26 protein-coding genes are annotated in these 26,260 nt (G+C 67.3%); 12 read left to right on the top strand and 14 right to left on the bottom strand.

The window, feature by feature from the left end; translation table 11 throughout:
- Nucleotides 1-24: 24 nt before the first annotated feature.
- The 4 genes from ACCQ04_RS04365 to ubiH form a co-directional block, all read right to left on the bottom strand.
- Entirely contained in the window at nucleotides 25-456 is a 432-nt protein-coding gene (locus tag ACCQ04_RS04365) for a nuclear transport factor 2 family protein (protein ID WP_226426776.1), read from the bottom strand.
- 86 nt (nucleotides 457-542) lie between these two features.
- Complete coding sequence (locus ACCQ04_RS04360; RefSeq protein WP_160955085.1) at nucleotides 543-1,265, bottom strand: alpha/beta fold hydrolase; 723 nt, start codon at nucleotides 1,263-1,265, stop codon at nucleotides 543-545.
- 114 nt (nucleotides 1,266-1,379) lie between these two features.
- Nucleotides 1,380-2,561 carry a UbiH/UbiF family hydroxylase gene (locus ACCQ04_RS04355; protein ID WP_046345760.1) on the bottom strand — a complete coding sequence of 394 codons (1,182 nt, stop codon included), beginning with the start codon at nucleotides 2,559-2,561 and terminating at the stop codon, nucleotides 1,380-1,382.
- Entirely contained in the window at nucleotides 2,558-3,766 is a 1,209-nt protein-coding gene (gene ubiH / locus ACCQ04_RS04350; RefSeq protein ID WP_102581908.1) for a 2-octaprenyl-6-methoxyphenyl hydroxylase, read from the bottom strand. Before ubiH ends, ACCQ04_RS04355 begins: the two co-directional genes overlap by 4 nt.
- Before the next feature lie 250 nt (nucleotides 3,767-4,016).
- Between ubiH and ACCQ04_RS04345 the strand changes: the two genes are divergently transcribed.
- The 9 genes from ACCQ04_RS04345 to ACCQ04_RS04305 all read left to right on the top strand — a co-directional run bounded on the left by ACCQ04_RS04345 (nucleotide 4,017) and on the right by ACCQ04_RS04305 (nucleotide 13,342).
- Nucleotides 4,017-4,595, top strand: coding sequence for a hypothetical protein (locus ACCQ04_RS04345; RefSeq protein ID WP_226426778.1), 579 nt, complete (start codon nucleotides 4,017-4,019; stop codon nucleotides 4,593-4,595).
- A gap of 1 nt (nucleotide 4,596) precedes the next feature.
- On the top strand, nucleotides 4,597-5,154 hold the full coding sequence (locus ACCQ04_RS04340) for a cob(I)yrinic acid a,c-diamide adenosyltransferase (protein WP_226426779.1): 558 nt from the start codon (nucleotides 4,597-4,599) through the stop codon (nucleotides 5,152-5,154).
- Nucleotides 5,155-5,191: 37 nt separating this feature from the next.
- Entirely contained in the window at nucleotides 5,192-6,100 is a 909-nt protein-coding gene (locus tag ACCQ04_RS04335) for a histone deacetylase family protein (protein ID WP_046345757.1), read from the top strand.
- A 126-nt stretch (nucleotides 6,101-6,226) separates the two neighbouring features.
- Nucleotides 6,227-8,659 (top strand): LPS-assembly protein LptD, encoded by a 2,433-nt coding sequence (gene lptD, locus ACCQ04_RS04330; RefSeq protein ID WP_184457048.1) that lies wholly within the window; start codon nucleotides 6,227-6,229, stop codon nucleotides 8,657-8,659.
- Nucleotides 8,656-10,056, top strand: coding sequence for a peptidylprolyl isomerase (locus ACCQ04_RS04325; protein ID WP_046345755.1), 1,401 nt, complete (start codon nucleotides 8,656-8,658; stop codon nucleotides 10,054-10,056). Before lptD ends, ACCQ04_RS04325 begins: the two co-directional genes overlap by 4 nt.
- Nucleotides 10,057-10,060: 4 nt before the next feature.
- Nucleotides 10,061-11,029: a 4-hydroxythreonine-4-phosphate dehydrogenase PdxA gene (gene pdxA, locus ACCQ04_RS04320; protein WP_226426780.1), complete on the top strand. Its 969-nt coding sequence runs from the start codon at nucleotides 10,061-10,063 to the stop codon at nucleotides 11,027-11,029.
- 116 nt (nucleotides 11,030-11,145) lie between these two features.
- Nucleotides 11,146-11,934 (top strand): 16S rRNA (adenine(1518)-N(6)/adenine(1519)-N(6))-dimethyltransferase RsmA, encoded by a 789-nt coding sequence (rsmA, locus tag ACCQ04_RS04315; protein WP_047125971.1) that lies wholly within the window; start codon nucleotides 11,146-11,148, stop codon nucleotides 11,932-11,934.
- A gap of 36 nt (nucleotides 11,935-11,970) precedes the next feature.
- Complete coding sequence (gene apaG, locus ACCQ04_RS04310) at nucleotides 11,971-12,354, top strand: Co2+/Mg2+ efflux facilitator ApaG/CorD (protein WP_039523655.1); 384 nt, start codon at nucleotides 11,971-11,973, stop codon at nucleotides 12,352-12,354.
- A 28-nt stretch (nucleotides 12,355-12,382) separates the two neighbouring features.
- Nucleotides 12,383-13,342, top strand: a complete 960-nt coding sequence (locus tag ACCQ04_RS04305) for a symmetrical bis(5'-nucleosyl)-tetraphosphatase (protein ID WP_226426781.1) — start codon at nucleotides 12,383-12,385, stop codon at nucleotides 13,340-13,342.
- 207 nt (nucleotides 13,343-13,549) lie between these two features.
- On the opposite strand, the gene ACCQ04_RS04300 is transcribed toward ACCQ04_RS04305, so the two are convergent.
- The 7 genes from ACCQ04_RS04300 to ACCQ04_RS04270 form a co-directional block, all read right to left on the bottom strand.
- Nucleotides 13,550-14,044: a dihydrofolate reductase gene (locus ACCQ04_RS04300; RefSeq protein ID WP_226426782.1), complete on the bottom strand. Its 495-nt coding sequence runs from the start codon at nucleotides 14,042-14,044 to the stop codon at nucleotides 13,550-13,552.
- A gap of 66 nt (nucleotides 14,045-14,110) precedes the next feature.
- Nucleotides 14,111-14,905 carry a thymidylate synthase gene (locus tag ACCQ04_RS04295; protein WP_226426783.1) on the bottom strand — a complete coding sequence of 265 codons (795 nt, stop codon included), beginning with the start codon at nucleotides 14,903-14,905 and terminating at the stop codon, nucleotides 14,111-14,113.
- On the bottom strand, nucleotides 14,902-15,792 hold the full coding sequence (gene lgt, locus ACCQ04_RS04290; RefSeq protein ID WP_024938288.1) for a prolipoprotein diacylglyceryl transferase: 891 nt from the start codon (nucleotides 15,790-15,792) through the stop codon (nucleotides 14,902-14,904). The genes ACCQ04_RS04295 and lgt overlap by 4 nt, the downstream gene beginning before the upstream one ends.
- 54 nt (nucleotides 15,793-15,846) lie before the next feature.
- The gene (locus ACCQ04_RS04285) at nucleotides 15,847-16,338 is read right to left on the bottom strand and encodes a TPM domain-containing protein (RefSeq protein ID WP_024938289.1); all 492 of its coding nucleotides are present in this window, start codon (nucleotides 16,336-16,338) and stop codon (nucleotides 15,847-15,849) included.
- Nucleotides 16,338-17,234, bottom strand: a complete 897-nt coding sequence (locus ACCQ04_RS04280; protein WP_046345748.1) for a TPM domain-containing protein — start codon at nucleotides 17,232-17,234, stop codon at nucleotides 16,338-16,340. The genes ACCQ04_RS04285 and ACCQ04_RS04280 overlap by 1 nt, the downstream gene beginning before the upstream one ends.
- 383 nt (nucleotides 17,235-17,617) lie before the next feature.
- Complete coding sequence (locus ACCQ04_RS04275; RefSeq protein ID WP_024938291.1) at nucleotides 17,618-18,238, bottom strand: LemA family protein; 621 nt, start codon at nucleotides 18,236-18,238, stop codon at nucleotides 17,618-17,620.
- A 263-nt stretch (nucleotides 18,239-18,501) separates the two neighbouring features.
- On the bottom strand, nucleotides 18,502-18,882 hold the full coding sequence (locus ACCQ04_RS04270) for a diacylglycerol kinase (RefSeq protein WP_184381326.1): 381 nt from the start codon (nucleotides 18,880-18,882) through the stop codon (nucleotides 18,502-18,504).
- A gap of 318 nt (nucleotides 18,883-19,200) precedes the next feature.
- On the opposite strand from ACCQ04_RS04270, the gene ACCQ04_RS04265 reads away from it, so the two are divergent.
- Entirely contained in the window at nucleotides 19,201-19,902 is a 702-nt protein-coding gene (locus ACCQ04_RS04265; protein WP_226426784.1) for an SGNH/GDSL hydrolase family protein, read from the top strand.
- A gap of 235 nt (nucleotides 19,903-20,137) precedes the next feature.
- Here the strand turns inward: ACCQ04_RS04265 and ACCQ04_RS04260 are convergent, their stop codons facing one another.
- The 3 genes from ACCQ04_RS04260 to ACCQ04_RS04250 all read right to left on the bottom strand — a co-directional run bounded on the left by ACCQ04_RS04260 (nucleotide 20,138) and on the right by ACCQ04_RS04250 (nucleotide 23,040).
- Nucleotides 20,138-21,409 carry a sensor histidine kinase gene (locus ACCQ04_RS04260; RefSeq protein ID WP_226426785.1) on the bottom strand — a complete coding sequence of 424 codons (1,272 nt, stop codon included), beginning with the start codon at nucleotides 21,407-21,409 and terminating at the stop codon, nucleotides 20,138-20,140.
- A 144-nt stretch (nucleotides 21,410-21,553) separates the two neighbouring features.
- Nucleotides 21,554-22,267 (bottom strand): response regulator transcription factor, encoded by a 714-nt coding sequence (locus ACCQ04_RS04255; RefSeq protein ID WP_002811889.1) that lies wholly within the window; start codon nucleotides 22,265-22,267, stop codon nucleotides 21,554-21,556.
- A 104-nt stretch (nucleotides 22,268-22,371) separates the two neighbouring features.
- The gene (locus tag ACCQ04_RS04250; protein WP_181106135.1) at nucleotides 22,372-23,040 is read right to left on the bottom strand and encodes an arylesterase; all 669 of its coding nucleotides are present in this window, start codon (nucleotides 23,038-23,040) and stop codon (nucleotides 22,372-22,374) included.
- A 109-nt stretch (nucleotides 23,041-23,149) separates the two neighbouring features.
- Here ACCQ04_RS04250 and ACCQ04_RS04245 point away from each other — a divergent pair, with 109 nt between their 5' ends.
- Entirely contained in the window at nucleotides 23,150-23,749 is a 600-nt protein-coding gene (locus ACCQ04_RS04245) for an ABC transporter ATP-binding protein (RefSeq protein ID WP_024938296.1), read from the top strand.
- Complete coding sequence (locus tag ACCQ04_RS04240; RefSeq protein WP_184457059.1) at nucleotides 23,746-26,229, top strand: ABC transporter permease; 2,484 nt, start codon at nucleotides 23,746-23,748, stop codon at nucleotides 26,227-26,229. Before ACCQ04_RS04245 ends, ACCQ04_RS04240 begins: the two co-directional genes overlap by 4 nt.
- The last annotated feature ends 31 nt before the right edge of the window (nucleotides 26,230-26,260 follow it).

The raw sequence follows: 26,260 nt of genomic DNA, 5'->3' as shown, positions 1-26,260 counted from the left end.
CGTTGAATCGGTGCGAGGCAGCGATCAGTCAGCGCCGATGCGCATCAGCAAGGCGCCAAGCCGCTGCTTGAACAACCAGCGCCCCTGCTCCAGTACCAGCACGTCGTCGAAACTGCCGAGCAACGCAGGCGATTGAGCCGTCCAGGGCGGCGCCGTCGAGGTGTCTGCAGCGGTGTAGAGCAGGACCTTGCTGTGCGCATGCGCCAGGGTCGGCGACTGGATGCTGACCAGGGTGTTGAGCACCAGGTGACAGGTCGTCCGCGGCGGGCGGGCGCGGAACGATTGCAGAATCGCCTCGCGCCCGTGCACCGGCAGCTCCGGCGCACTGGGGCGGGCGAACACGCCGTCGGCAGTGAACAATGCGGCGAGCCCGTCGTGATCGTGACGATCGTTGAGCAGTGCGAATTGGCGAATCACCTGCTCGCAGGCAATGATGATCGATGCATCGTCGGGCATGCAGCCTCCTCGGGGTGTTGCTGAAAAAACCGACACGCCTGGTCAGCGACGGCAGCGCACGCGCCGCCAGCCGGACCGGGCCGCCATCACGCGTCCTGCAGCCAGTCGCGCATTGCTGCACTGACGGCCGCGGGCGCTTCCAGCGGCGCCATATGCCCGCTGTTTTCGAAGACCACCAGCCGTGCGTGCGGGATCTGCTGCGCCATCTGCTGGTGCTGGGCCAGGGGGCTCCAGACGTCCTGCCGACCCACGCCCAGCAAGGTCGGGCAGCGGATCTGCGCCAGCACCGGCGCGGCATCGGGGCGCTCCAGCAAGGCTTCGATCTGGCCGGCGTAGGTCTGTACGCTATGCCGCTGCACCATCGCCATCATTGGGTTCATCAGCCCGGCATCGGCGTGCCGGTCCGGATGCAGCATCGGCGGCAGCCATTGCCGTGCCAGCGCCTGCATGCCTTGCGTCTGCGCAAGCCGCACCAGCGCCGCGCGCTGCTCACGCTCGCCGTCGCGTCGTGGCGCAATACCGGTGTCCAGCAAGGCCAGGCGCTGCACGCGTTGCGGCGCCTGGCGCACGATCTCCAGCGCCACCCGCCCGCCCATCGAATGGCCCGCCACCGCGAACTGCGGCGGAGCGACGGCCAGTACGTGTACTGCCATCTGCACGATGCTGTCGAAGCCGGCGAAGTCCAGCACCTGCACCTCGGCCAGATCGCTCAGCGCCGCGCGTTGCGGCTGCCAGATGCTGGCGTCGCAGAGCAGGCCGCAGAGCAGCAGCAGGCCGGGCTTGGACGAACGGGTGGTGGAAGATGACATGGCTCGACTGTAGCCACGCCGGCTTCGCCCGTCGTATGGAACATGCTGCCCGCGCTATAAGCGTATCGACATACCAACACATGACCGACGCCATGCGCGTCGGCCGTCAGGCGATCACGCGCTGCCGGAGGCGCGCTTCCACAGCACATCGACCAGCGGCGGCAACGTGCCGGCCAGCCCGAGCACCGACCCGCGCAACAGGGTCAGATGCATGTCGTCGTTGGAAAACACCGTGTTGATCGCATCGAAGCCATACGCGGCCACGGTGTTCTCGCTACGCCGGGTGCGCGCCCAGCGCTGCAGCCGATGCGGGGCGGCCCAGTCCGCACGCCTTGCCAGCGCATTGCGCACTTCATCGCGCAACGCAACGACATCGCGCAGGCCCAGATTGACGCCCTGCCCGGCCAGCGGATGCACCACATGCGCGGCGTCGCCCAAGGTCAGCACGCGGCCGCTGACGTATTGCTCCACCAGTTGCCGTTGCAGCGGAAACGCCGTGCGCGCGGAGACCACACGCACCTGCCCCAGCCGCGCCGCGAAGGCCTGGGTCAGCTCGCGCGAGAAGTCGGCATCGTCCAGCGCCAGCACGCGCGCGGCCTCGGCATCCGGCAAGGTCCATACGATCGAACTGCGGCCATCGGCGAACGGCAGGAATGCCAGCGGGCCGGTGGTCAGGAACCGCTGCCAGGCCGTGGCCTGATGCGGCTGTTCGGTCTCCACGAAGGCGACCACGCCGCGCTGCGCGTAGGCATGTCGCGACACCGGCAGACCGGCGAGCTCGCGCAGGGTCGATGCGGCGCCGTCGGCGGCGATGGCGAGCGCCGCTTCCAGGCGGCTGCCATCGTCCAGGCGCAGGCGCACGCTGTGTGCATCCTGCTCCAGCTCGACCACGCGTGCCGGGCAATGCACCTCGATGCCGGCCGCGTGCACGGCGGCCCACAGGCGATCGACCAGCACCGCGTGTTCGATGATCCAGCCGAGTTGTTCGCGGCCCAGGGTGTCGGCATCGAAGCTCAGCTCGCCACCACCGGCCGCATCCCAGACCCGCATGCGCCGGTACGGCTGCACGCGGGCAGCGCGCACCAAGGCCCAGACGCCCAGGCTGTCGAGCAATGCGGCATTGTCGGCGGCAAAGGCATAGACGCGCAGATCGGGCTGGTCGGCCCGCCAACGCGCGGGCTCGCGGCCTTCGACCAGGGCCACGCTCAGGCCGGCATCGGCCAGCGCCAGCGCGCAGGCGGCACCGACCACGCCACCGCCAACGATCAAGGCATCACGATTACCACGACGGCTCATGCGACGCCCCTGCACAACTGCGGCACATCGCCCCGGAAACCCATCGCCCCGCCGACCAGCATCGACTGCAGCGGCGCCGCCTGCGAGGTGGCGAGCAGGCCGAGGCTGCGCAACGGCCGCAGCAACGGCGCCGGATTCCCGGTAAGCCGCGCCAGCCCGCTGGAAAACCCGATGGTCTGCTCGCGGTCCACGCGTCGGCGTGCCAGGTAACCGGCCAGCAATGCGCCGGCCCCGGCATCGCTGCGATCGTGCTCGATCAATTCGGCCAGCGTCAGTGCATCGCGCAAGCCGAGGTTGAAGCCTTGTGCGCCGATCGGATGCAGCGTCTGCGCGGCGTTGCCGAGCAGCACCACGCGCTCGGCGACCAACTCGTTGGCCAGCACCTGCACCAGCGGGTACGCGCTGCGCTCGCCGCTGGCGACAAAGCGCCCGGCGCGCCATCCAGCCGCCCGCTGCAACCTGGCCAGCCATCCGGTCTCGTCGAGCGCGGCCACCGCCTCGGCCTCGGCGCGCGCCACGCAGTGGATCGCGCCGTAGTGGCGATCGCCGCGCGGCAACAGCGCAGTCGGCCCGTGCTCGCCGAAGCGCTCCCAGGCGGTGCCATCCGGTGGGCGGGAGGCGCGCACCCGCGCCACGAACAAGGTCTGCAGGAAGTCGTGCGCATCGCTGCCGATATGCAGCAGCTCGCGCACTGCGCTATGGGTGCCGTCGGCGCCCACCACCAGCCGGGCCTGCACGCGCTGCTCGCCATCGGCGGTGGCAATCCGCAGCGCGCGCAGACCGTCCTGCACCGGCTCGACCCCGATGCAGCGTGCCGGGCGATAGCGGCGCAACCGGGTCAGCTCGTCCAGGCGTGCCGCCAATGCCTCGCCGAAATCGCGCGCCACCACCACCTGGCCGAAGCTGTCGCGGCCGTAATCGGCCGCATCCAGCTGCACACGGCCGAAGTCGCCGGCCCGGCTGACGTGGATGCGCCGGATCGGCCCGGGGGCGCTGCGCAGCTTGGCCATCACCCCCAGCACGCTCAGCGCATTGACGGTGGCGGCGGCAAAACTCAGGTTGCGCTGGTCGAACACCGCTGGCGGCGTGCCGGCCGGGGTGGCTTCCACCAGCCCGACATCCAGGCCGATGCGGTCCAGCGCAATCGCCAGGCTGGAGCCGACCAGGCCGCCGCCGACGATCAGAACGTCATGTGGATGTGTCATTGCCACATGATAAGCCTTCGCCCATGACCCGTTGCCGCGCCCGGGTGGGACAACCTGACGCGCCCGGCTGCTCGCGCAGGGAGCGCTGCCGGCCCTGGCCGGTGCAGGACGCATCCGGGCACCCACCGATTTGCGTCCGCCGTGTCCAGCAACGGGGGCGGCCAGGCGGGCCACCGCAAAGCCGCCAATGGCGCGGGCGTGCCGGGTTCCACGCTACACTCGCCAGCCTGTGATCCGGCCACCTCCGCGCATGACTCCTCGCTCGCACGACACCCTGGTTTTGGGTCTGCTTGCCGTCCTGATGGCGGCCACGCGGATCAATCACTTCGCGCCGATCCCCGACGCGTCCTGGGCGGTGTTCTTCATCGGCGGCTTCCATCTGGCCGCGCGTACCAGGCTGGCGTTCCCGCTGCTGATGCTGCTGGCAGTGGCGGTGGATTGGCTGGTGATCACCAGCCAGGGCCTGAGCTTCTGGCAGCACTACTGCGTGTCGCCGGCGTACTGGTGCCTGATCCCGGCGTATTTCGCGCTGTGGGCCGGCGGCATGTGGCTGCGTCGGCAGTACCACGGCGCGCAGTGGAGCGCGCTGGCCCGGCTGGTGCCGGCGCTGCTGCTCTCGGTGGCGCTGTGCCAGTTGATCGCCCAGGGCAGCTTCTACTGGATCAGTGCCAGCGTGGCCGAGCCGACCGTGGCCGGCTGGTTCAAGAACTACACCGACTGGCTGGGGCCGTATCTGCGCAGCGCCGCGCTGTATGTTGCCGCAGCCGCGGCGATCCAGGTGGCCGCCGAGCGCCTGACCAGCGCGCCCGGCCAGACCCAGGCCGGCTGAGATGGGCAACCGGCTCTCGCGGATCTATACGCGCACCGGCGACGACGGCAGCACCGGGCTGGGCGACGGCAGCCGTACCGGCAAGGATGCGCTGCGGGTCAACGCCTACGGCACCGTGGACGAGGCCAATTCGGCCATCGGCGTGCTGCTGGCTGCCCCCGGCGTGCCGGAACCGATCGCCGGGCTGCTGACCACCATCCAGCACCAGTTGTTCGATCTGGGCGGCGAGCTGTGCATCCCCGGCCATGCCGCCATCGATAGCGCCGATATCGATGCGCTGGAGCGCCAGCTGGACCTTTTCAACGACACGCTGCCCCCGCTGAAGGAGTTCATCCTGCCGGCCGGGGGCGAGGCCGCTGCGCGCTGCCACCTGGCCCGCACGATCGTGCGCCGGGCCGAGCGCGAGACCATTGCGCTATCGCGTCAGGAGAGCGTTCGCAGCGAGGCGATCGGCTACCTGAACCGGCTGTCCGACCTGCTGTTCGTGCTGGCGCGCGTGCTGGCGCGCGCCGATGGCCAGCAGGAAGTGCTGTGGCGGCACGACCGCCGGCGCGGCTGACCTGCACATGGCACGGCGGACAGGCTAGATTTGCCCCATGTTGGTCTTTACCCATCCCGCCTGCCTCGGGCACGACGCCGGCCCCGAGCATCCCGAAAGCCCCGCCCGCCTGGAAGCGGTGGTGGAGGCACTGCGCGACGCGTTCCCGGACCTGGACTGGCGCGAGGCGCCGCTGGCCAAGCTCGGCGACCTGTGCCGGGTGCATGAGCGCGAACAAGTCGACGCGGTGCTGGAAACCGCCTTCGAAGGCCACCACCGGCTCGACGTGGACACCGTGATGTCGCCCGGCTCGCGCGCGGCGGCGTTGCGCGCGGCCGGGGCCGGCATCGCCGCGGTGGACGCGGTGATGCAGGACGCCACCCGCACCGCCTTCTGCGCCGTGCGCCCACCCGGGCACCATGCCACCGCGCAGGTGTCGATGGGCTTTTGCCTGTTCAACAACATTGCCGTGGCCGCCGCGCACGCGCGCGACCGGCATGGGCTGGAACGGATCAGCATCGTCGATTTCGACGTCCACCACGGCAACGGCACGCAGGCGATCTTCGAGCGCGACCCGAGCGTGCAGTATCTCAGCACCCACCAGTCCGGGCTCTATCCGCACTCGGGCAGCGTTTACGAGCGCGGCATCGGCAACATCCACAACCTGCTGCTGCAACCAGGCAGCGACGGGCTGCGCTTCCGGAACGTGTGGGAAGACGAGATGCTGCCGCTGGTGGATGCCTTCCGCCCGCAGCTGATCCTGATCTCGGCCGGCTTCGATGCGCATCTGCGCGATCCGCTGGCCGATCTGATGCTCGATGCCGACGACTTCGCCTGGCTGACCGGCGCGCTGCGCACCCTGGCCGAGCGGCATGCCCGTGGCCGGGTGGTGTCCATGCTGGAAGGCGGCTACGACCTGCAGGCCTTGCGCGAAAGCAGCGTGGCGCACGTGGCCGCGCTGCGTTGAACCCTACCGGCGCCTTGCTCGCGCCCCCCATCGCGATGAACCTCGCCCTCCCGACCAGGGAGCTCTTCATTGCCCCTATGCGGGGTATACGGCAAGCTAGTCGCCATTTTATTGGTTGAATCACGCGTGCGCCGAGTTCTCCGCCTGCTGCCCCTGCCTTTGAGCATCGCCATTTGCCTCCCGGCCATGGCTGCCGACAAGCCGTTGAACTGGGGACTGTGCCCGGCCGTGGATCCGCTGCCAGGCTTCGACGGCGCGCCCGCCGCAGATGCCAAGGCCGCAGAGATGCGCCAGCAGTTGCCGACCGACATCGAAGGCGACCAGCTGTCCGGCACCAGCACCACCCCGCAGTACCAGGGCAACGTGGCGCTCAAGCGCGGCGACCAGTTCCTGGGCGCCGACAACCTGCGCATGGACACCGAGACCGGCAACTACATCGCCGAAGGCCATGTCCGCTACCAGGACACCTCCTTCCGCATGGTCGCCGACCGTGCCGAAGGCAACCAGGACACCGACGCCCACAAGGTCACCAACATCCAGTACCAGCTGGTGGACCGGCGCGGCAACGGCGCTGCCGAATCGGTGGATCTGCAGGGCCAGGTCGGGCAGATGCACCGCTCGACCTATACCACCTGCGATCCCTCGCAGCCGATCTGGCGCGTGCGCGCGCCGGAGATCGACGTCGACAACGAAGAAGGCTTCGGCACCGCCCGCAACGCCGTGCTGCAGATCGGCAAGGTGCCAGTGCTGTATTTCCCCTGGTTCAAGTTCCCGATCGACGACCGTCGCCAGACCGGCCTGCTGTTCCCACAGTTCGGCCTGTCCGGCCGCAATGGCTTCGACTACCTGCAACCGATCTACCTGAACCTGGCGCCGAACTACGACGCGACCCTGTTGCCGCGCTACATGAGCAAGCGCGGTTTCATGTTCGGCACCGAGTTCCGCTACCTGTACGAAGGCGGTCGCGGCGAAATCACCGGCAACTACCTGCCCAACGACAAGTTGCGCGACAAGGACCGCGGCAGCGTCTTCTACAGCGGCTACCACAACATCAATGATCACTGGCAGGCGCGCAGCAGTATCTCCTGGGTCAGCGATACGCGTTACGTGGAAGACTTCACCAGCCGCCTGAACGGCATGGGCTCGGCCTCCAGCGTGCAGAGTACCGTGGGCATCTACGGTACCGGCGAAACCTGGACCGCCGGCCTGATGGCCGACCGCTGGCAGCTCACCGACTACACGCTGGATGAGCAGTCGCTGCCCTACAACCGCCAGCCGCGCGCGTATTTCACCTGGGACAAGCCGTTCGGCATCTTCGAGGCCGGCGTGTATGCCGAGGCAGTGCGGTTCACTCACGATGATTCTTACTTCGTCAGGCCCCCATTGAACGGGAGCACCAGCGGCAATGACGATGATGACGATTACGTCCGCACCAATATCCGCAACAAAGAATATGGCAGCGGTTCGCGCCTTGACATCAAGCCCTACATCTCGATGCCGTTGTCCGGCGCAGCCTGGTTTTTCACTCCGACCGTGGCGTGGCGCTACACCACCTATCAGCTGGATTCGACGTTGGCCAACACCGCGCCGCTGACCGGTGATCGCTCCCCCTCGCGCAGCCTGCCGATCGCCTCGCTGGACGCCGGCCTGTATTTCGACCGCGAGACTTCGCTGTTCGGTACCAACTATCTCAATACGCTGGAACCGCGGATGTACTACCTGTACGTGCCGTACCGCGACCAGGACGATCTGCCGGTCTTCGATACCCGCCCGTTCACCTTCAGCTATGGCCAGTTGTTCCGTGACTCGCGCTACACCGGCGCCGACCGTCAGAACGATGCCAACCAGCTGACCCTGGCGGTGACCTCGCGCTGGCTGCGCCAGGATGACGGTCGCGAGAAGCTGTCGCTGAGTGCAGGGCAGATCCTGTATTTCAACGATTCGCTGGTCACGATCAACAACAGCACCAATTCGGCCGCCGGCAGCGAACAACCCATCGAACAGGGCAAGTCCGCCTGGGTGGCAGATGCCAACTACATGATCAACGACCGCTGGTCGATGGGCGCCACCTATCAGTGGAACCCGAATTCGCGCAAGGAAGATCTGGCCAGCCTGCGTACGCGTTATTTGCTCAACAACGACGGCATCATCAATCTTGCGTATCGCTACCGCCGTAACCCGACCAACAATAGCGACCAGCTCGAGCAGGCAGATTTCTCCTTCCTGTACCCGATCAACCCCAGCTGGAGTGCGGTCGGCCGTTACTACTACTCGCTCCTGGATCGCAAACCACTGGAGATGATCGGTGGCGTGCAGTGGGACAGCTGCTGCCTGGCGGTGCGCGCGCTGGTGCGCCGGTTCGTGCGCAACCGTGATGGCGAAATGGACAACTCCATCCAGGTGGAGTTCGTGCTGAAGGGCTTGAGCTCGTTCGGGCAGAACACGGACCGCACTTTGCGCCGTGCTATTCTCGGCTATTACCGCGACGACCTGTACCTGGTCCCGCCCAGCAATACCACGACTAATCCGGACGATTACGATCCGAACTTGATTCCATGACCAAGCCTTTCTCTGTTGTTCTTGCCTCGCTGCTGGTACTCACCAGCACGCTCTCGCCGTTGGCCTCGGCACAGCAATCCCAGCCGCTGGATCGCATTGCCGCCATCGTCGATGAAGACGTGGTGCTGCAGAGTGAGCTCGATCGCGCCGTACGCAACGTCAAGTCGCAGTACGCCGGCCGGGAAAACCAGCTGCCGCCGGACGATGTCCTGCAGCGCCAGGTGCTGGAGCGTCTGGTCCTGGTCAAATTGCAGGTCGGTCGTGCCGATGGCAGCGGTATCCGCGTCAGCGACGAGGAACTCAACCGGGCAATCGCCAGCATCGCCCAGCAGAACGGCACCACCGTCGATGGCCTGCGCCAGAAGCTGGCGGCCGACGGCATGGGCTATGGCGATTTCCGCGCTTCGGTGCGTGACGAAATCATCGTGCAGCGCCTGCGTCAGAGCTTTGCGCAGAGCCGCATCAGCGTGAGCGAAGGTGAAGTGGACACTGCGCTGGCGCAGCAGGCCACCACCGGCAGCCAATATCACCTGGCGCACATCCTGGTCGGCCTGCCGGAAGGCGCGACGGCCGATCAGATCGCCACCGGCCAGAAAAAGGTCGATGGCGTGAAGGCATTGATCGACAAGGGCGAGCTGGATTTCTCGGCAGCGGCAGTGCGGTACTCAGACAGCCCGAACGCGCTGGAAGGCGGCGACCTGGGCTGGCGCAGCCTGGACGAGATCCCCAACGCATTCGCCCAGCTGATCCGCGACATGCAGCCCGGTCAGGTCGCCGGTCCGCTGCGCGGCCCGAGCGGTTTCCAGTTGCTCAAGCTGGTGGAAATGCGTGACGCCAATGCCGGCGGCGAAAAGAAGCTGGTCACCGAATACAACGCACGCCACATCCTGGTGCGCATCAACGACAGCCAGACCGAAGCGCAGGCCAAGGCCAAGATCGACACGCTGCGTGCGCGCATCGTCGGTGGCGCCGATTTCCAGGCCACCGCGAAGGAGTCGTCCGAAGACACCAACAGCCGTGGCCAGGGTGGTGATCTGGGCTGGTTTCCGGCCGACGCATTCGGCCCGGACTTCGGCAAGCAGGTCGAAGGCCTGGCCGACGGCGCGGTGTCCGAGCCGTTCCGCACCCAGGCGGGTTGGCACATCGTGCAGCGCGTGGGCAGCCGTCAGACCGACGTCAGCGCCGAAAGCCAGCGTGCGCAGATCCGTGAAACGATCGGCCGCCGCAAGCTGGAAGAAGAGTACAACCGCTATCTGCAGGAACTGCGTGGCGAAGCCTACGTGAGCTTCCGCACCGGCGACCGCGCCGACGGCGATGCCAGTGCCGCTCCGGCCAAGCCAGCCGACCCTGCAGCGCCTGCCGCGCCGACGCCGCCGCCGGCACAGCCGACGCGCTGATTCGATGCTCCCGTCGCTCGCGCTGGTGCCAGGCGAGCCGGCCGGGATCGGGCCGGAACTGTGCGTCCGGCTCGCCCAGCGGCCGCGCTCGGATGCCCACCTGATCGCCTACGCCGATCCGGACACCCTGCACAGCGCCGCAAAGGCGCTGTCGTTGTCTGTACGGCTGCTCGATCCGGACCAGCGCGCGCGCGCGCCCGGTGACCTGCCGCTGCATCCGATCCGCCAGGCAGTGCCGACCCGTTTCGGCACCGCGGACCCCGCCAATGCGTCGGCGGTCATTGCCGGCCTGCGTGGCGCTGCCGGCGACTGCCTGTCCGGCAAGCTGCAGGGCATCGTCACCGGCCCGGTGCACAAGGCGGTGATCAATGCCGGCGGCATTCCCTACACCGGCACCACCGAGCTGCTGGCCGAGCAGGCGGGCTGCCCGGTAGTGATGATGCTGGCCAATGCCATTGTGCGCGTCGCCCTGGTGACTACCCATTTGCCGCTGCGCGCAGTGGCCGATGCGATCACTGCCGACGCGGTAACGCGCTGCCTTCGCATCACCGACGCCGCGATGCGACGCGACTTCGGCCTGGAACGCCCGCGCATCGCGGTGCTGGGCCTCAACCCGCATGCCGGCGAAGACGGGCACCTGGGCCGCGAGGAGCTGGACGTCATCATCCCGGTACTGGAGCAGCTACGCGGCGACGGCATGCAGCTGATCGGCCCGCTGCCGGCCGACACCGCATTCTTGCCGCAGAAGCTCACCGGCTTCGATGCGGTGGTGGCGATGTATCACGACCAGGGCCTGCCGGTGCTCAAGTACAGCGGCTTCGAGCAGGCGGTCAACATCACGCTCGGCCTGCCCTATCCACGCGTGGCGGTCGATCACGGCACCGCGCTGGAGCTGGCCGGGCGCGGTATCGCCGACCCGTCCAGCCTGATGGCGGCGACCGAGCTGTGCGCGCGCCTGGCGGCACGCGGCTGAGCGAGGCGGCGATTGCCGGCCTTGGACGGGGCACAGCGTGCACGCAGCCCGTCTGGCGTGCCGGCGATGCGCAGAACCGGCACCGCGTGCAGGCGCTGCCACGTTAAACTGCGCACATGAATCATTCTTTCAGCGCACCGGCCAAGAAGTCGCTTGGCCAGCACTTTCTTGCCGACCGGTATTACATCGACCGCATCGTGCAGGCAGTGGACCCGCGCGCCGGCCAGCACCTGGTCGAAATCGGCCCTGGTCAGGGCGCGATCACCTTTCCGCTGCTGCGCAAGCACGGCGCACTGACCGTGATCGAATTCGACCGCGACCTGATCGCACCACTGACCGACGCGGCCGCACCGATCGGCGCGCTGAGCATCATCCATCGCGATGTGCTCAGTGTGGATTTCACTGCACTGGCCGATGGCACGCCGATCCGGCTGGTTGGCAACCTGCCCTACAACATCTCCTCGCCAATCCTGTTCCATGCGCTGGACCACGCCGCAGCGGTGGCCGACATGCACTTCATGCTGCAAAAGGAAGTGGTCGACCGCATGGCCGCCGGCCCCGGCAGCAAGGTGTACGGGCGCTTGAGCGTGATGCTGCAGGCGTATTGCGAGGTCACCGCGCTGTTCGTGGTGCCGCCGGGCGCATTCCGGCCGCCGCCGAAGGTGGACTCGGCGGTGGTACGGCTGGTGCCGCGCGATCCGGCCACGGTGCAGATCAGGGATCGGCGGCGCTTTGCCGACGTGGTGCGCGCCGGTTTCGGCCAGCGTCGCAAGACCCTGCGCAATGCCTTGTCCAACGTCTGCGAGCCCGCCCACTTCGAGGCCGCGCAGGTGCGTCCGGATGCTCGCGCCGAACAACTCGAGGTCGCGGATTTCATCCGCCTGGCCAATGTCGAGCCGGCTTGAGCGCCGCTCCCACACGGTTTTATTTAGACTTTCCGCATGCACGATGATCCGCGCTACCGGGTCGAGGTCGAGGTGTCGCCCCGCTTCCTCGCCCACCAATCGACCCCCGACGAAGGCCGCTATGCCTTCGCCTACAGCATCCGCATCCAGAACGCGGGGGCCGTGCCTGCGCGTCTGATCGCGCGCCATTGGCAGATCACCGACGCCAACGGACGCACCGAACGGGTGGATGGCGAAGGCGTGGTCGGCGAACAGCCCTGGCTGCGTCCCGGCGAGGCGTTCAGTTACACCTCCGGCGTGCTGCTGGAGACCGAGCAGGGACAGATGCAAGGTCATTACGACATGGTGGCCGACGATGGCACCGAATTCACCGCCCCGATCGCCGCCTTCGTGCTGAGCGTACCCAGGACGCTGCACTGATGGATGCTGGACTGATGGAGCGCACGCGATGAGCGTCTGGGCAATTGGCGACCTGCAGGGGTGTTACGACATCACCCAGCGCCTGCTGGAAAAAATCAACTTCGACCCCGCGCAGGACACGCTGTGGTTCTGCGGCGACCTGGTCAACCGCGGCGGTCAATCGCTGGAAACGCTGCGCCTGGTGCATTCGCTGCGCGCGCATAGCGTGGTGGTGCTGGGCAACCATGACCTGTCGCTGCTGGCGATCGGCGCGCGTTCGGAAGAGGAACAACGCAAGGTCAACCCGGATCTGCTGCGCATCGTGCTGGCCGAGGACCGCGACGTGCTGCTCGACTGGCTGCGGATGCAGAAGCTGGCCCATGTGGACCGCGAACTGGGCTGGATGATGATCCATGCCGGGCTGGCACCGAAATGGACCACGCAGATGGCCGAGAAACATGCGCGCGAGGTCGAGCAGCAACTGCAGGGCGGCGGCTATCGCAAACTGCTGCGCAACATGTACGGCGATCAGCCGGGCTGGTCGCCGGGCCTGAGCGGGTATGACCGCAGCCGCGCAATCATCAACCTGTTCACGCGCATGCGCTATTGCACCCCGCGCGGGCGCATCGCCACCGACGACAAGGGCACGCCGGGTACCCAGGCGCAGGGCCTGTATCCCTGGTTCGAAGTACCGGGCCGGGTCGAGCGCGATCTCAAGATCGTCTGTGGGCATTGGTCCGCACTCGGGCTGACCATCACCCAGGGCGTGCATGCCATCGATACCGGTGCGGTATGGGGCGGCAAACTCACCGCCTTGCAGCTGGATACCGACGAACTGCGCGTGGTGCAGGTGCCGGGAATTCCGATCACGCAGCCGCAGAAGACCGCACAGCGCAGCCGGCCACCGCGCCGCCGGCAACGCCAGCGCGGCGGTGGCGGAGACAATGCGAACGCAGGCACCGGCTCCGCCGCTTCCAGTGCCGCCCCGCCCGCTGCCACTGCGGACTAAGTAACGGGCGTGGCGGCGCACCGCCGCAGCATGCCGGGGTAATGCCTCGGCGCTTGCGAATCAGCCTGATCCTGCATCCGCCACGTGACTGGCACGCTTGCACATTGGGCCTTTCGGCACGCAAGCGCATCGATTTGCATCGCTGTCTCGAAACCGCCGGACTGCATGCCCTCGGCAGCACCATCGTGCATGCGCGGCTAAGTGAGCTCAGCGCCGCTGATAGTCCACGTAATCGAATGCGAAGGCATGCCGCGCATCGGCCGCATGCGACGCGCGTTGCACCGGTTCCCACACGGCCGGGTCGATCGGTGGAAAGTAGGTGTCGGCCCGTTCCACGGTGGTGTCCACCTCGGTGACAGCCAGCAGGTCCGCACGCTCCATGCTCAGGCGATAGACCTCGCCGCCACCGATCACGCACAGCTCCGGTGCACCTGCCGCCTCGGCCTGCCCAATCGCCTCATCGAGCGACGCCACCGCCTGCATGTCTGCGAACGGCACCTGCCCCGAACGCGTCAGCACCAGGTTCAATCGCCCCGGCAAGGCACGCCCCAGTGACTGCGCGGTCTTGCGCCCCATCAGGATCGGCTTGCCCACGGTCAGCGCCTTGAAGCGCTTGAGATCGTCCGGCAACTTCCACGGCAATTCGTTGTCGCGGCCGATGGCGTTGTTACGGTCGAAGGCGACGATCAGGATAAGTTTCATGCAGCGGACGATATCCCTTCGAACATCAAATCAATGTGTGGCATCACTCAGCCAGTGAAGCGACGCTCACACCGCCACCGGCGCCTTGATCGCCGGATGTGGGTCGTAACCCTCGATGGCGATGTCCTCGAAGCGGAACGCGAACAGGTCGTTCACGGCGGGATTCAGGCGCAGGCGCGGCAGCGCGCGCGGTGTGCGGGTCAGTTGCTCGCGCGCCTGCGCGAAGTGATTCGAATACAGGTGCGCATCGCCCAGCGTGTGCACGAAATCGCCCACGCCCAGGCCGGTGGCCTGCGCCACCATATGCGTCAGCAGTGCATAGCTGGCGATATTGAACGGCACACCGAGAAAGATGTCGCCGCTGCGCTGATACAGCTGGCAGCTGAGCTTGCCGTTCACCACATAGAACTGGAACAGGCTGTGGCACGGCATCAAGGCCATCTGCGGCAGCTCGCCGACATTCCAGGCGCTGATCACCAGCCGGCGCGAATCCGGGTTGCGCTTGATCTCGTCCACCAGCCATTGCATCTGGTCGATCTCGACGCCGTCCGGGCCGGTCCAGCGCCGCCACTGCTTGCCGTAAACCGGGCCGAGATCGCCGTTGTCATCGGCCCATTCGTCCCAGATGCGGACCTGGTGGTCCTTGAGATAGCCGATGTTTGTGTTGCCCTGCAGGAACCACAGCAGCTCGTGGATGATCGAGCGTAGGTGCAGCTTCTTGGTGGTGACCAGCGGAAAGCCATCGTTGAGGTCGAAGCGCATCTGCCAGCCGAACACGCTACGCGTGCCGGTACCGGTGCGATCGGACTTCTCGGCGCCGTGTTCCAGCACATGCTGCAGCAGGTCCAGATAGGGCTTCACTTGGCCGCCTCCGCGCCCGCGGTCTGCGCCAGCATCGGCTGCAGCACCGGCGCGCGGCGCGACATCGCCAGCAACACCAGGCCGCCGATGATCAACGGCAGGCTCAGGATCTGCCCCATCGTCAGCCAGTTGAAGGCCAGGTAGCCGATCGGTGCGTCCGGCACGCGCACGAATTCCACGATGAAACGGAACACGCCGTACAGCAGCGCGAACATCCCCGACACCGCATAGCGTGCGCGCGGCTTCATCGAGAAGGTCCACAGCACCACGAACATCACCACGCCTTCCAGCGCCGCCTCGTAGAGCTGCGAAGGATGCCGCGCAAACTGGTTCAATGCACCGGCGGCGTACTGCGCCTGGAGTTCTGCCGGCAACTTGCCGGCCAGTTCCGGCGCAAGCGGGAAGATCACGCCCCAGCCAGCATCGGTGAACTTGCCCCACAACTCGCCGCCGACGAAATTGCCGAGCCTCCCGAAGCCCAGGCCCAGCGGCACCAGCGGCGCCACGAAATCCATCACGTCGAAGAAGTGCAGCCGGTGCTTGCGCGCCCACAGCCCGCAGGCGATCAGCACGCCCAGCAGGCCGCCGTGGAAGCTCATGCCGCCCTGCCACACCTTGAACAGGATCAACGGGTTGGCCAGCAGGCTGTCGAACGCATAGAACAGCATGTAGCCGATGCGCCCGCCCAGCACCACGCCGAGCATGCCGTAGAACAACAGGTCGGAAAATCCGTCCATGTCCACGCCCGGCAGGCGGCCGCGCAGGATGCGCGAGCGCCCCAGCGCCCAGGCAGAGAAGAATGCGGCCAGGTACATCAACCCGTACCAGTGCACCTGCACCGGTCCAAGCGAGAAGGCGATGGGGTCGATGGCGTGCAGATAGATCATGCGGACCGCGGATCACGAAAAAGCGAGGCGTCTATTCTGACACCTCGCACGCGTTCAGCCTAAGAGCTGGGGACGATCGGGCAGCTCATCTTCATGCTGGGAGCCGGCAGCGGCAGGAAAATGCTCGGTCAACAGCTCGGTTACCGCCTCGATCCCGGCCAGCACCGCCGCCTCGTGCTCGCCCTCGCGCAGGAACTGCTGCATGCGCCGGCACACCTCGGCCCACTGCGCTTCCGGCACCCGGCTGCGCAGCCCACGGTCGGCGACCACTTCGATGGCGTGGTCGGCCAGCAGCAAATACAGCAGCACCCCGTTATTGGCTTCGGTGTCCCAGGTGCGCAATTGCGCGAAGGCCTGCTCGGCACGCTGGCGCGCGGTGTGCCCGCGCCATAGCGCGTCCAGCGGCAGGTCGGCTTCCACCGCCACCATGACCTGGCCGGTATGGGTGCGCTCGCTGGCGGCAACCGCCGCCGCGATCGCGTCCATGCAGCCGGCCGGGAAACTGCGCTGCGCCGAGGGCGCGAAGACATGCCTGAGCCACCGCATTACCAGCTCCCCGAGGCGCCACCGCCTCCCGATGATCCGCCACCACCACCCCAGCCGCCGCCGCCGAAACCGCCGCGGCCACCGCCTCCAAAGCCACCGAATCCGCCACCGCCCCAGCCACCGCCGCCGACAAAGCGCCCCGGCGAACCGGACGCCAGGCCGGCCAGCAGCCCGATCACCGCAGCGCCGGCGCTGGCGAACAGCAGCGAGGTAAACAGCAAGGCGGCGCCACCGGCGGCGACGCCGGTCAGCAGCGCGCGCAGCGGCCGTGGCAGGGCACCAAGAATGCCGCGCGCCACCATCGCGACCACAAAACCGATGAACAAGGCCATGATCCAGCCGCCGCCACCCGAGCCATTGCCCGCGCCGCCATCGGCGTGCCCGCTGACCGGCGCGGGCAAGGCCTCGCCCTCGATCAGGCCGGCCAGCGTCGCAGTCGCCGCACTGATGCCACCGGCGTAGTCGCCCTCACGGAAGCGCGGCGCCAGATACTCCTGGATGATGCGGTTGGCCGTGATGTCGGGGATCGCGCCTTCCAGGCCGTAGCCGGGCTGGATCCGCACCCGGCGGTCGTCCTTGGCTACCAGCAGCAACACACCGTCGTCCACGCCCTTGCGGCCGATCTTCCACTGGTCGAACACGCGCTGGGTGTACTGCTCGATCGGCTCCGGCTGCGTTGTCGGCACGATCAGGACCTGCAACTGCGCGCCCTTGCGCTGCTGCAAGGCCAGCGCCTGCTGCTCGAGTTGCCGGGTCTGCGTTGCGTCCAATGTGCCGGTGGTATCGACCACGGGCGAGCGCAGTGGCGGAATGGCTGCCAGATCCTGCGCCAGCAGCGAGGCCGGCAACAGCAACAGCGCCAACATCCAGAACACCCGCATGTAGTTCTTCCGCATTCGCAACTCCTGGCTGATTAGCACTGACACGTCATCGGCACTGGCTTGACTGATCCTTCTCCCTGCGGGAGAAGCTGCCCCGAAGGGGCGGATGAGGGTGCGAGCGAAGCTTCGTCCAGTTGGAATAGCACGAGGACTTCACCCCATATCCTCCCCTCCCCCGCTCCGCCACCCGGCCCTCGTTAGCAGCGCGGGCGCTCCAGGGCACGTGCGCCAGCGGCGCGCAAGCCGTGCCTTATCGCCCCGAGGGCAGAGGCTTGATGTGCCGCGTCTGAAGTCGATTGCTCCAGCGAACGATGGATAGGTCGACATGGCCCAGCTAACAGTCCCACGCCATGCCATGCACGACACGCAGCAGTTGATGGCGCGCAGTTTGCGATTGCTTACTGCGCAGGCGCGGGCTGCTGCTGCGGCGCCTGCTGATTACCGAAATCCACCTGCGGTGCGCGCGAAATCTGCGCCTCGTTTTCCACGCTGAAATTGGGCTTGGGTTGGTAGCCGAAGATCTTGGCGGTGATCACCTGCGGAAACGAACGGATGTAGGTGTTGTACTCCTGCACCGTCTGGATGTAGCGACCGCGCGCCACGGTGATGCGGTTTTCGGTGCCTTCCAGCTGCACCTGCAGATCGCGGAACGACTGGTCGGATTTCAGCTGCGGATAGTTTTCGCTGACCACCAACAGGCGCGACAGTGCGCTGCCGAGTTCGCCCTGCGCCTGCTGGAACTGCTTGAGCGAGGCTTCGTCGTCGGCATTGACCTGGATCTGCCCGACCCGCGAGCGCGCATTGGTCACCTCGGTCAGCACCTGGCGCTCCTGCTGGGCATAGCCCTGCACGGTGCGCACCAGATTGGGAATCAGGTCGGCGCGACGCTGATATTGATTCAGCACCTCCGACCAACCTGCCTTGACGCCTTCTTCCTTCTGCTGGATCGCGTTGTAGCCGCAACCGGACAGCGAGACGGTCAGGATCAGCAACACCAGGGCGCGAATCAGGACGGGCATGCAGGCGATTCCGTTGAAAGAGAGCCGCAGCATGCCACGCGGCGAGTCAAGCCGGCATGCACGCGTGCGCCTGGCAGGCGATTCGACCAGGCACTATTACGCCCGGCCATCGGCAGAAGCAGTCGCGGCATGCCGCGTGACAGGTTGATACGTCAGCTGGCGCGATCCGGTGCGTCCCATCGCAACGAAGGTCTCCATGCACCTGCCAATCCAGTCGCCTACAGAAGCCGACTGGCAGCTGCGCGTCGCGCAGCCCACACTCTTCAGAGCAAGCGCGGCAGCAGGATCAGCCCCCAGCACAGCAGCACATTGATCAGCAGCAGGAACACCGCAGCCGAGCCCATGTCCTTGGCGCGGCCGGCCAGCACGTGGTGCTCGGGGCCGTAACGTTCGATCACCGCCTCGATGGCCGAGTTCAGCAGTTCGGCGGCCAGCACGATCAGCAACGGCGCGATCAGCGCAATGCGTTCCAGGCCGGACTGGCCAAGCCACAGCCCCAGCGGCAGCAGAACTGCCGCCAGGCACACCTCCAGCCGAAACGAGGATTCGTGCAGCCATGCCGCGCGCAGGCCCTGCCATGACCAGACCGCTGCCTTGAGCATGCGGCGCGGACCGCGTGGCACGTGTCCCAGTTGATCGGCCATGCGTCAGTGCTTCCGGCCGCAAGGGCATATCTGGGGACGGCTCGAACGCATGGCGTGGTCACTGCTGGGGAAAGTGCGAATCTTGCACCGTCGTGCAGCGCGCCGCCAGGGCGTGACCGAGTGCCGCAACAGCTGGCGTTGGGCCTGCAAGGCCGTCAGATGCTGCCGCATGGCGCAGTCTTTTCCACATTGCCGGTGCAGGCCCGGCGGCAGGCTCTGCGAGCAACCCGTGGCAGGCGCTGAACGCCCGCCGGTTTGCCCTCGGCTTCCAGCCTGTCGCACCATGGTGGTCCGCTTCACTGTCGCAGGTTCTTTCGCATGACCAAACATCCCTTGCGCACGCTGCTGTGCGCGCTTGCCTTGTTGTCCGGCCACGTCCACGCCGCCGCCCCGCACACCGCGCCACAGATACCGGCGCAGGTGTCCAATCCCGCCTGGGAAGACGACATGCGGCGCTTTTCCGACAGCGATGCGCAACAACCGCCGCCCAAGCACGGCATCGTCTTCGTCGGCAGTTCGTCGATCCGTTTCTGGGACACGCTGGCCCAGGATTTCCCCGGCATGCCGGTGATCAATCGCGGCTTCGGCGGTTCGGAGGTGCGCGACAGCACCTGGTACGCCGACCGCATCGTGGTCCCGTATGCGCCGCGCCAGGTGGTGCTGTATGCCGGCGACAACGATCTCAACAGCGGCCGCACGCCGCAGCAGGTGCGCGATGACGTGCTGGCATTCGTGCAGCGCATCCGCCGTGATCTGCCCACCGCGCGCATCAGCTATCTGTCGATCAAACCCAGCCCGTCGCGCGCGCATCTGCTGCCTTCGATCGTCAATGCCAATCGCCTGATCAAAGACGCACTCGCGCCGCTGCCGCACGTGGACTACGTGGACGTCTACACGCCGATGCTCGACGCCGACGGCAAACCGCGCGCCGAGCTGTTTCGCCAGGACATGCTGCATATGACCGCCGATGGCTACGCCATCTGGCGCAAGGCGGTGGCCCCGGTGTTGGAGCAGAAGTAGCGCCCTGCAGGTCGATCTGGCGAGGCGCTTGCCAGATCGGTCGATCAATTGCAGCAAGCGATCCCGCAGATGCAGCTGGCGTCTGCGGTGGATCGCCACGGCGCGCGGGATCAATGCAGCGCAGTCGAAAACACCATCATCGCAACCGCAAACGGCGCCCCAGGCGCATGCAGCGCGCCTGCCTCGTCAGCAGACGATTCCAGGCGACCCGCATGTCGCTAACGCCACCACTACCTCAGGCCACCACCACTGCAACCGAGGTGCCGACACCGGACTCGCTATGCAGCTCGATCCGCCAGCCGAAGCGATCGCACAGCCGGCGCACGATCGACAGGCCCAGACCGGTGCCCTGCGGGCGGGTGGGATCGGCGCGGAAGAACGGCTCGAATGCGCGCGCGCGCGCTTCCTCGCTCATGCCGATGCCGGTGTCGCGCACGATGATACGGTCCTGGGCGACTTCCACCTCGATGCTGCCGGTGTCGGTATAGGCACAGGCGTTGCGCAGCAGGTTGCTGAGCACCACCCGCATCACCCGCGGCGGGGCGAACATCTGCAGGCTGCGGTCGCCGACCATCGTCAGGGACACCGGCTTGTCGCCCAGCAGTTCGCGGGCGCTGTCGACTTCCTCGCTGGCCAGTTCGGCGGCATCGAAGGTTTCGCTTTGCGGGTCGATCTCCGCCTCGCGCGCCAGGATCAGGAAGGCGTCGATCACCGCTTCCATGTCGCGGCCGGCACGCTGGATCCGGCGCAGGCTGCGCTGGGTGCGCTGCGACAGTTCGTCGTCGGCCAGCGCCATGTCGCTGGCCACCCGGATCACCGTCAACGGTGTGCGCAGCTCATGGCTGGCATCGCGGGTGAAATTGCGCTCGCGTGCGACATGGTCGCTGACCCTCTGCCCCAGCGCATGCAGCGCGGCGGCCAATTGCCGCGTCTCACCCTGCAGATCGGCAGGCAACCGCTCCGGCGCCAGTTCGTCGACATCGGGATTGCGCGGATCCCACTGCGACACGCGCCGCGCCAGCCAGCTGATCGGCGAGACCAGCCGCTTGGAAATCCGGTAGGTCACCCAGAACACGCCATAGATCGCCAGCAGCACCAGCATCGCAGGCACCACCCCGAACCAGAGTGTCAGGTGCGCCGCGCGCGAGCGTGGGAACACCAGGTACAAGCGCCCTTCCGGACGTTGATCGACATACACCAGGGCGTCGGCGGCGGCCACTTCGCTGAAGCCCGGCGACAACTGCCGCAACGCCGCGGGCGCAGGATCGCGGCCCTGGCCGGAAGGGGAAAAATAACCCTGGATGTTGCGTGTATTCGGCGGCGGATTGCTCGGCGCGCTCTTGTGCAGGCGCCAGAAATGCACTGCCTCGTCGGCAAGCACGGTGCGCACCAGGCTGTACTTGATCACGAAGGACAGCAGATAGCCGCCCAGCACGATCGCCAGGCTCGCCAGGGCGACCTGCAGCAGGAAGGCGAGACGTATTTTTCGTGGAAGCCCGTGCGGCATTGCTGCATCCAGGGGAGAGCGCCGGATTATAGGCAACGCTTCCGTAAGCCCGTCGTGCAGCCAGACGGCAGCACGCGGAAGCGACAGGCGCGTGGGCGCCTAAAGGAGGTGACCGGCCGCCAGAACGGCGGCCGGCCGGTGACATCAGGCCATCGGCTGGGCGATGTCGGCGATGCGGTAGCCGGCGCTCTGCACGGTGTGCAGCAACGGACGGTCGAACGGCTTGTCGATGATCTTGCGCAGGTTGTACAGATGGCTGCGCAGGGTGTCCGAATCCGGCAACCCGTTGCCCCAGATCTCGCGCTCAATTTCCTGGCGGGTGACCACCCGCGGCGACTCGCGCATCAGGATGGTGAGAAGGCGCAGGCCGATCGGCGAGAGCTGCAGCTCGGTGCCGGCGCGGGTGGCGCGCATGCTGACCGGATCGAGCACCAGGTCGGCGACCTTGAGCACTTCCGAACCGACCTGGCGGCGCTCGCGGCGGATCAGGGCACGCAGGCGCGCTTCCAGTTCCTGGATCGCAAACGGCTTGGTCAGGTAGTCGTCGGCACCGAAACCCAGACCGGTGAGCTTGTCGTCCAGCGTGTCGCGGGCGGTCAGCATCAGTACCGGGGTGGACTTGCGTGCGTCGTTACGCAGGCGGCGACACACTTCGATGCCGTCCAGACGTGGCAGCATGAGATCCAGCACGACCACGTCGTAGCTGTTCTCGGCGGCCAGACGGTAGCCGTCGAGTCCGTCCTGCGCATAGTCGACCTCGAAGCCACGGCCTTCCAGGTACTCGCCGATCATTTCAGAGATATTGCGGTTGTCTTCGACGACCAGCACGAGGCCGGACGTTTCCTTGGTCTGACGCATGGACTTTCCTCGGTCTTCAGCTTTGTGAAACATGCCGGATCGGCAGTGGAAAGGGCGTGAAGACCAACTAACGTTCTGTGACGGTGCGCGGTGGCCGCCGGTTGTCAGCGCCCGAGCAACGGACGCAGCGCCGGCCACACCGTTTCCAGCACCCTGGGCTGGGCAGCGGCAGTGGGATGCAGGCCGTCTGCCTGCATCAGGCCTGGCTGCAGCGCGACCTTTTCCAGGAAAAACGGCACCAAGGCGGTCTTGTACTGCCTGGACAGGTCGGCGTAGCTCGCCTTCAGGCGCTCGCGGTAGGCGGGGCCGTAGTTGGGCGGCACATCGATGCCCAACAACAGCACCTTCGCCCCGGCCTGCTGGCTGAGCTGGATCATCTTTTCCAGGTTGCCCTTGAGCTGGGCCGGGGTCAGGCCGCGTAGCGCATCGTTGCCGCCGAGTTCGATCACCACCACGCCGGGGCGGTGCTTCTGCAGCAGGCCGGGCAGCCGCGTCAGCGCACCGGAGGTGGTTTCGCCGCTGATGCTGGCATTGACGACCGCCGGTGGCGTCGCCATGTCACGCTTGAGGCGTTGGTCCAGCAAGGTGACCCAGCCGGACTGCACCGGGATGTTGTGCGCAGCGCTCAGGCTGTCGCCGACCACCAGGATCGGTGCGGTCGCCACCGGACTTTTGGCAGAGGCAATTCCCGGCGCAAGCAGGGACAGTGTCAGCAGCCACAGGACCAGCGCGCCATATCGCAGTGTTCTTTCACGCATTCGGAGATTCCTCATCGACAGTCTGGCCCCCCGCTCCAGCACCCGCACCGCCATCGACGTCCGCGAGGTCGGCAAGTCCGTCAGCGGACCGGAGGGAACACTCCACATCCTCGACAACATCAGCGTGACGGTCAGTGAAGGCGACAGTATCGCCATCGTCGGCGCGTCCGGCTCGGGCAAGACCACCCTGCTCGGCCTGCTGGCCGGGCTGGACCTGCCCAGCCGCGGCAGCATCGCGCTCTCCGGCCAGCAGCTGGGCCAGTTGGACGAAGAGGCGCGTGCCGCCCTGCGCGCGCGCGAGGTGGGCTTCGTGTTCCAGAGCTTCCATCTGCTGCCGGCACTCACCGCCGAAGAAAACATCGCACTGCCGCTGGAACTGGCCGGGCGCGAGGACCCGGCGCGGGTGCGCGAGGTGCTGGAGGCGGTGGGCCTGAGCGCGCGCGCGCGCCACTACCCGCGCCAGCTGTCCGGCGGCGAGCAGCAACGTGTGGCGCTGGCACGCGCCTTCGTGGCCAAACCGCGCATCCTGTTTGCCGACGAGCCCACCGGCAGCCTGGACCAGGCCACCGGCGCGCAGATCAGCGACCTGCTGTTTGCGCTCAATGCCACCAGCGATACCACCCTGGTGCTGGTGACCCACGACATGACGCTGGCGCAGCGCTGCAACCACATCTACCGCATCGACAGCGGCCGCCTGCACGCCCAGCCCGGTTCGGCCGCATGAACGTGCTGCGCCAAGCCGCGCGCGCGGTGCGCCGCGAATTCCTGGCCGGCGACCTGCTGACCGTGTTTGCCGCGCTGGTACTGGGCGTGGCAGTGATGACGGCCGTCGGCACGCTGGTCGATCGGGTGACCCTGGCGCTGACCTCCAGCGCGGCCGAGGTGCTCGGTGGCGATCTGGGCGTGACCGGCCGCCAGGAGATTCCGGCCGACTTCGCCGCGGAAGCGCAGCGGCGTGGCTTGCAGAGCACGCGCATGGTCAGCTTCCCCAGCGTGCTGTTCCATGGCGACGCCAGCCAGATGGCCAATATCCGCGGGGTCGGCGCGGGCTACCCGCTGCGTGGGCAATTGCTGGTGTCCGCGGACAGTGCCGGCATGCAGGGCAAGCCTGCGGGCGCACCGCCGCCGGGCCAGGCCTATGCCGATCCCCGCCTGCTGGAGGCCCTGGGCCTGCGCGTGGGCGAACAGCTGGAATTCGGCGCCGGCCATCTCACCATCACCGGCGTGCTGCGTGCCGAACCGGATGCCTCCGGCGAGCTGATGCAGCTGTCGCCGCCGCTGCTGGTCAATCGCGCCGATATCGCTGGTGCCGGCCTGCTCGGCCCGGGCAGTCGCGCTTCGTATCGGCTGATGTTCTCCGGCGCGCCGGAGGCCATCGCCGACTTGCGTGCCTGGCTGAAACCGCGCGCCAGCGAATACCGCCTGGTCGGCATCGAGGACACCCAGCGCGGCATGCGCGCGGCGTTCGATCGCGCGGGGCGCTTTCTGGCCCTGTCGGCGTTGCTGGCGGTGCTGTTGTCAGGTGTGGCGACTGCCTTGGCAGCCAACCGCTTTGCGATGCGGCGTATCGACACCGTGGCGGTGTTGCGCTGCCTGGGCGCACGTCAGCGCGACATCCTGGCGATGCTGTCGCTGCAATTGCTGTTGACCGCGATCCCTGCCTGCCTGGTCGGTATCGGCTTAGGCATGCTCGCGCAGGAAGGCCTGGTGCAGGCGCTGGGCAGCCTGATCCCGAACCGGCTGCCGCTGCCGCAGGCCACCCCTGCCCTGGCGGGCGCAGGCATCGGCCTGGTGCTGTTGCTGGGCTTCGGCCTGCCGCCGCTGCTGCGGCTGCGCAACGTGCCGCCAATGCGCGTGCTCAACCGCAGCTTTGCCGCGGTGCCGCCGAGTTCCTTGCTGGTCTACGCCGCGGCATTGGCGGCCACGTTGGCGCTGACCGTGTACGCGACCGGCAACCTGGTGCTGGCCGGCTGGGTGCTGGGTGGCCTGGCCGCATTGGCGCTGGTGGCGATGGCGCTGGGACTGGGTCTGCTGGCCCTGCTGCGGCCGATCCAGCACCGCCTGCGCGGCGCCTGGAAGCTGGGCCTGGCCTCGCTGACGCGGCGCCGCGGGCTGAGCGTGGTGCAGCTGGTCGGGCTGTCGCTGTCGTTGTGCGCGCTGCTATTGCTGGCGGTGGTCGGCCCCGGCCTGCTCGGGCAATGGCGCGATCGGCTGCCGGCGGACACGCCCAACTATTTCCTGATGAATATCCAGCCCGAGCAGACCGAACCGGTGCTGCAGACGCTGCGCGGCCTGGGTGTGCAGGATGCGGCCGTGGAGCCGTTTTCGACCGGGCGCCTGGTGGCGATCAACGACAAGCCGCCACTGCGCGGCGACCGCGATCCGGCCGACGATGGCGACGGCGACAACCGGCCGGTCAATTTCTCCTGGCGGCATGCATTTCCGCCGGCAAACACCTTGCTGGAAGGCAAGTTCTGGGCGGCCGACAGCACCGCGCCGGAGGCCTCGGTGGAAGAAGGCTGGGCGCAGCGGTATCAGCTCAAACTGGGCGACCGCATCACCCTGCTGCTGGGCGAGCAGCAGCGCAGCTTCACCGTCACCAGCATCCGCAAGGCCGACTGGGACTCGTTCCGGGTCAATTTCTTCCTACTGCTCAACCAGGGCTCGGTCGGCGATGCGCCGTACAACCTGATTTCCAGCTTCCACCTGCCGCCCGGCAATGCACCCAAGCTGGCGGCGCTGAGCCGCGACTACCCCAACATTTCGGTGCTGGACATCGATGCGATCCTCGGCCGCGTACGCGAGGTGATCGATCAGGTGGCGCAGGCGGTGCAACTGGTGATGGGTTTCAGCCTGCTGGCCGGCGTGCTGGTGCTGCTGGCGGCCTTGCAGGCCACCGCCGGCGAGCGTCGCTATGACAGTGCGGTGCTGCGCACGCTAGGCGCGCGTCGCGGCCAGTTGCGTGGTGCGGTGCTGGTGGAGTTCGGCGCGCTCGGCCTGCTGGCGGCGACGCTGGCGGTGACCGCCGCCGCGGTGATCGGTGCGGTGGTCGGGCAAAAGGCGTTCGAGATCGCATTGACGCCGGACTGGCCGCGCCTGCTGCTCGGCGGCGCGTTTGGCCTTGCGCTGAGCCTGCTGGCCGGCTGGTCGGGCACGCGACGCATCCTGTCCACGCCGCCGGCGTTGGCACTGCGGACCGACTAAGGCTGAGTCGGTTGAACCCGCGGACGGGCGG

The organism is Xanthomonas sp. NCPPB 2866, assembly GCF_041475745.2.
GTDB classification, from domain to species: Bacteria; Pseudomonadota; Gammaproteobacteria; order Xanthomonadales; family Xanthomonadaceae; genus Xanthomonas; species Xanthomonas arboricola.
This window is presented reverse-complemented; position numbering and strand designations above follow the sequence as displayed.

Coding starts and splice junctions, on each gene's coding strand:
- ACCQ04_RS04365 (WP_226426776.1), bottom strand. CDS start 456: ATGCCCGACGATGCATCGATCATCATTGCCTGCGAGCAGGTGATTCGC.
- ACCQ04_RS04360 (WP_160955085.1), bottom strand. CDS start 1,265: ATGTCATCTTCCACCACCCGTTCGTCCAAGCCCGGCCTGCTGCTGCTC.
- ACCQ04_RS04355 (WP_046345760.1), bottom strand. CDS start 2,561: ATGAGCCGTCGTGGTAATCGTGATGCCTTGATCGTTGGCGGTGGCGTG.
- ubiH (WP_102581908.1), bottom strand. CDS start 3,766: ATGACACATCCACATGACGTTCTGATCGTCGGCGGCGGCCTGGTCGGC.
- ACCQ04_RS04345 (WP_226426778.1), top strand. CDS start 4,017: ATGACTCCTCGCTCGCACGACACCCTGGTTTTGGGTCTGCTTGCCGTC.
- ACCQ04_RS04340 (WP_226426779.1), top strand. CDS start 4,597: ATGGGCAACCGGCTCTCGCGGATCTATACGCGCACCGGCGACGACGGC.
- ACCQ04_RS04335 (WP_046345757.1), top strand. CDS start 5,192: ATGTTGGTCTTTACCCATCCCGCCTGCCTCGGGCACGACGCCGGCCCC.
- ACCQ04_RS04325 (WP_046345755.1), top strand. CDS start 8,656: ATGACCAAGCCTTTCTCTGTTGTTCTTGCCTCGCTGCTGGTACTCACC.
- pdxA (WP_226426780.1), top strand. CDS start 10,061: ATGCTCCCGTCGCTCGCGCTGGTGCCAGGCGAGCCGGCCGGGATCGGG.
- rsmA (WP_047125971.1), top strand. CDS start 11,146: ATGAATCATTCTTTCAGCGCACCGGCCAAGAAGTCGCTTGGCCAGCAC.
- apaG (WP_039523655.1), top strand. CDS start 11,971: ATGCACGATGATCCGCGCTACCGGGTCGAGGTCGAGGTGTCGCCCCGC.
- ACCQ04_RS04305 (WP_226426781.1), top strand. CDS start 12,383: ATGAGCGTCTGGGCAATTGGCGACCTGCAGGGGTGTTACGACATCACC.
- ACCQ04_RS04300 (WP_226426782.1), bottom strand. CDS start 14,044: ATGAAACTTATCCTGATCGTCGCCTTCGACCGTAACAACGCCATCGGC.
- lgt (WP_024938288.1), bottom strand. CDS start 15,792: ATGATCTATCTGCACGCCATCGACCCCATCGCCTTCTCGCTTGGACCG.
- ACCQ04_RS04285 (WP_024938289.1), bottom strand. CDS start 16,338: ATGCGGTGGCTCAGGCATGTCTTCGCGCCCTCGGCGCAGCGCAGTTTC.
- ACCQ04_RS04280 (WP_046345748.1), bottom strand. CDS start 17,234: ATGCGGAAGAACTACATGCGGGTGTTCTGGATGTTGGCGCTGTTGCTG.
- ACCQ04_RS04275 (WP_024938291.1), bottom strand. CDS start 18,238: ATGCCCGTCCTGATTCGCGCCCTGGTGTTGCTGATCCTGACCGTCTCG.
- ACCQ04_RS04270 (WP_184381326.1), bottom strand. CDS start 18,882: ATGGCCGATCAACTGGGACACGTGCCACGCGGTCCGCGCCGCATGCTC.
- ACCQ04_RS04265 (WP_226426784.1), top strand. CDS start 19,201: ATGACCAAACATCCCTTGCGCACGCTGCTGTGCGCGCTTGCCTTGTTG.
- ACCQ04_RS04260 (WP_226426785.1), bottom strand. CDS start 21,409: ATGCCGCACGGGCTTCCACGAAAAATACGTCTCGCCTTCCTGCTGCAG.
- ACCQ04_RS04255 (WP_002811889.1), bottom strand. CDS start 22,267: ATGCGTCAGACCAAGGAAACGTCCGGCCTCGTGCTGGTCGTCGAAGAC.
- ACCQ04_RS04250 (WP_181106135.1), bottom strand. CDS start 23,040: ATGAGGAATCTCCGAATGCGTGAAAGAACACTGCGATATGGCGCGCTG.
- ACCQ04_RS04240 (WP_184457059.1), top strand. CDS start 23,746: ATGAACGTGCTGCGCCAAGCCGCGCGCGCGGTGCGCCGCGAATTCCTG.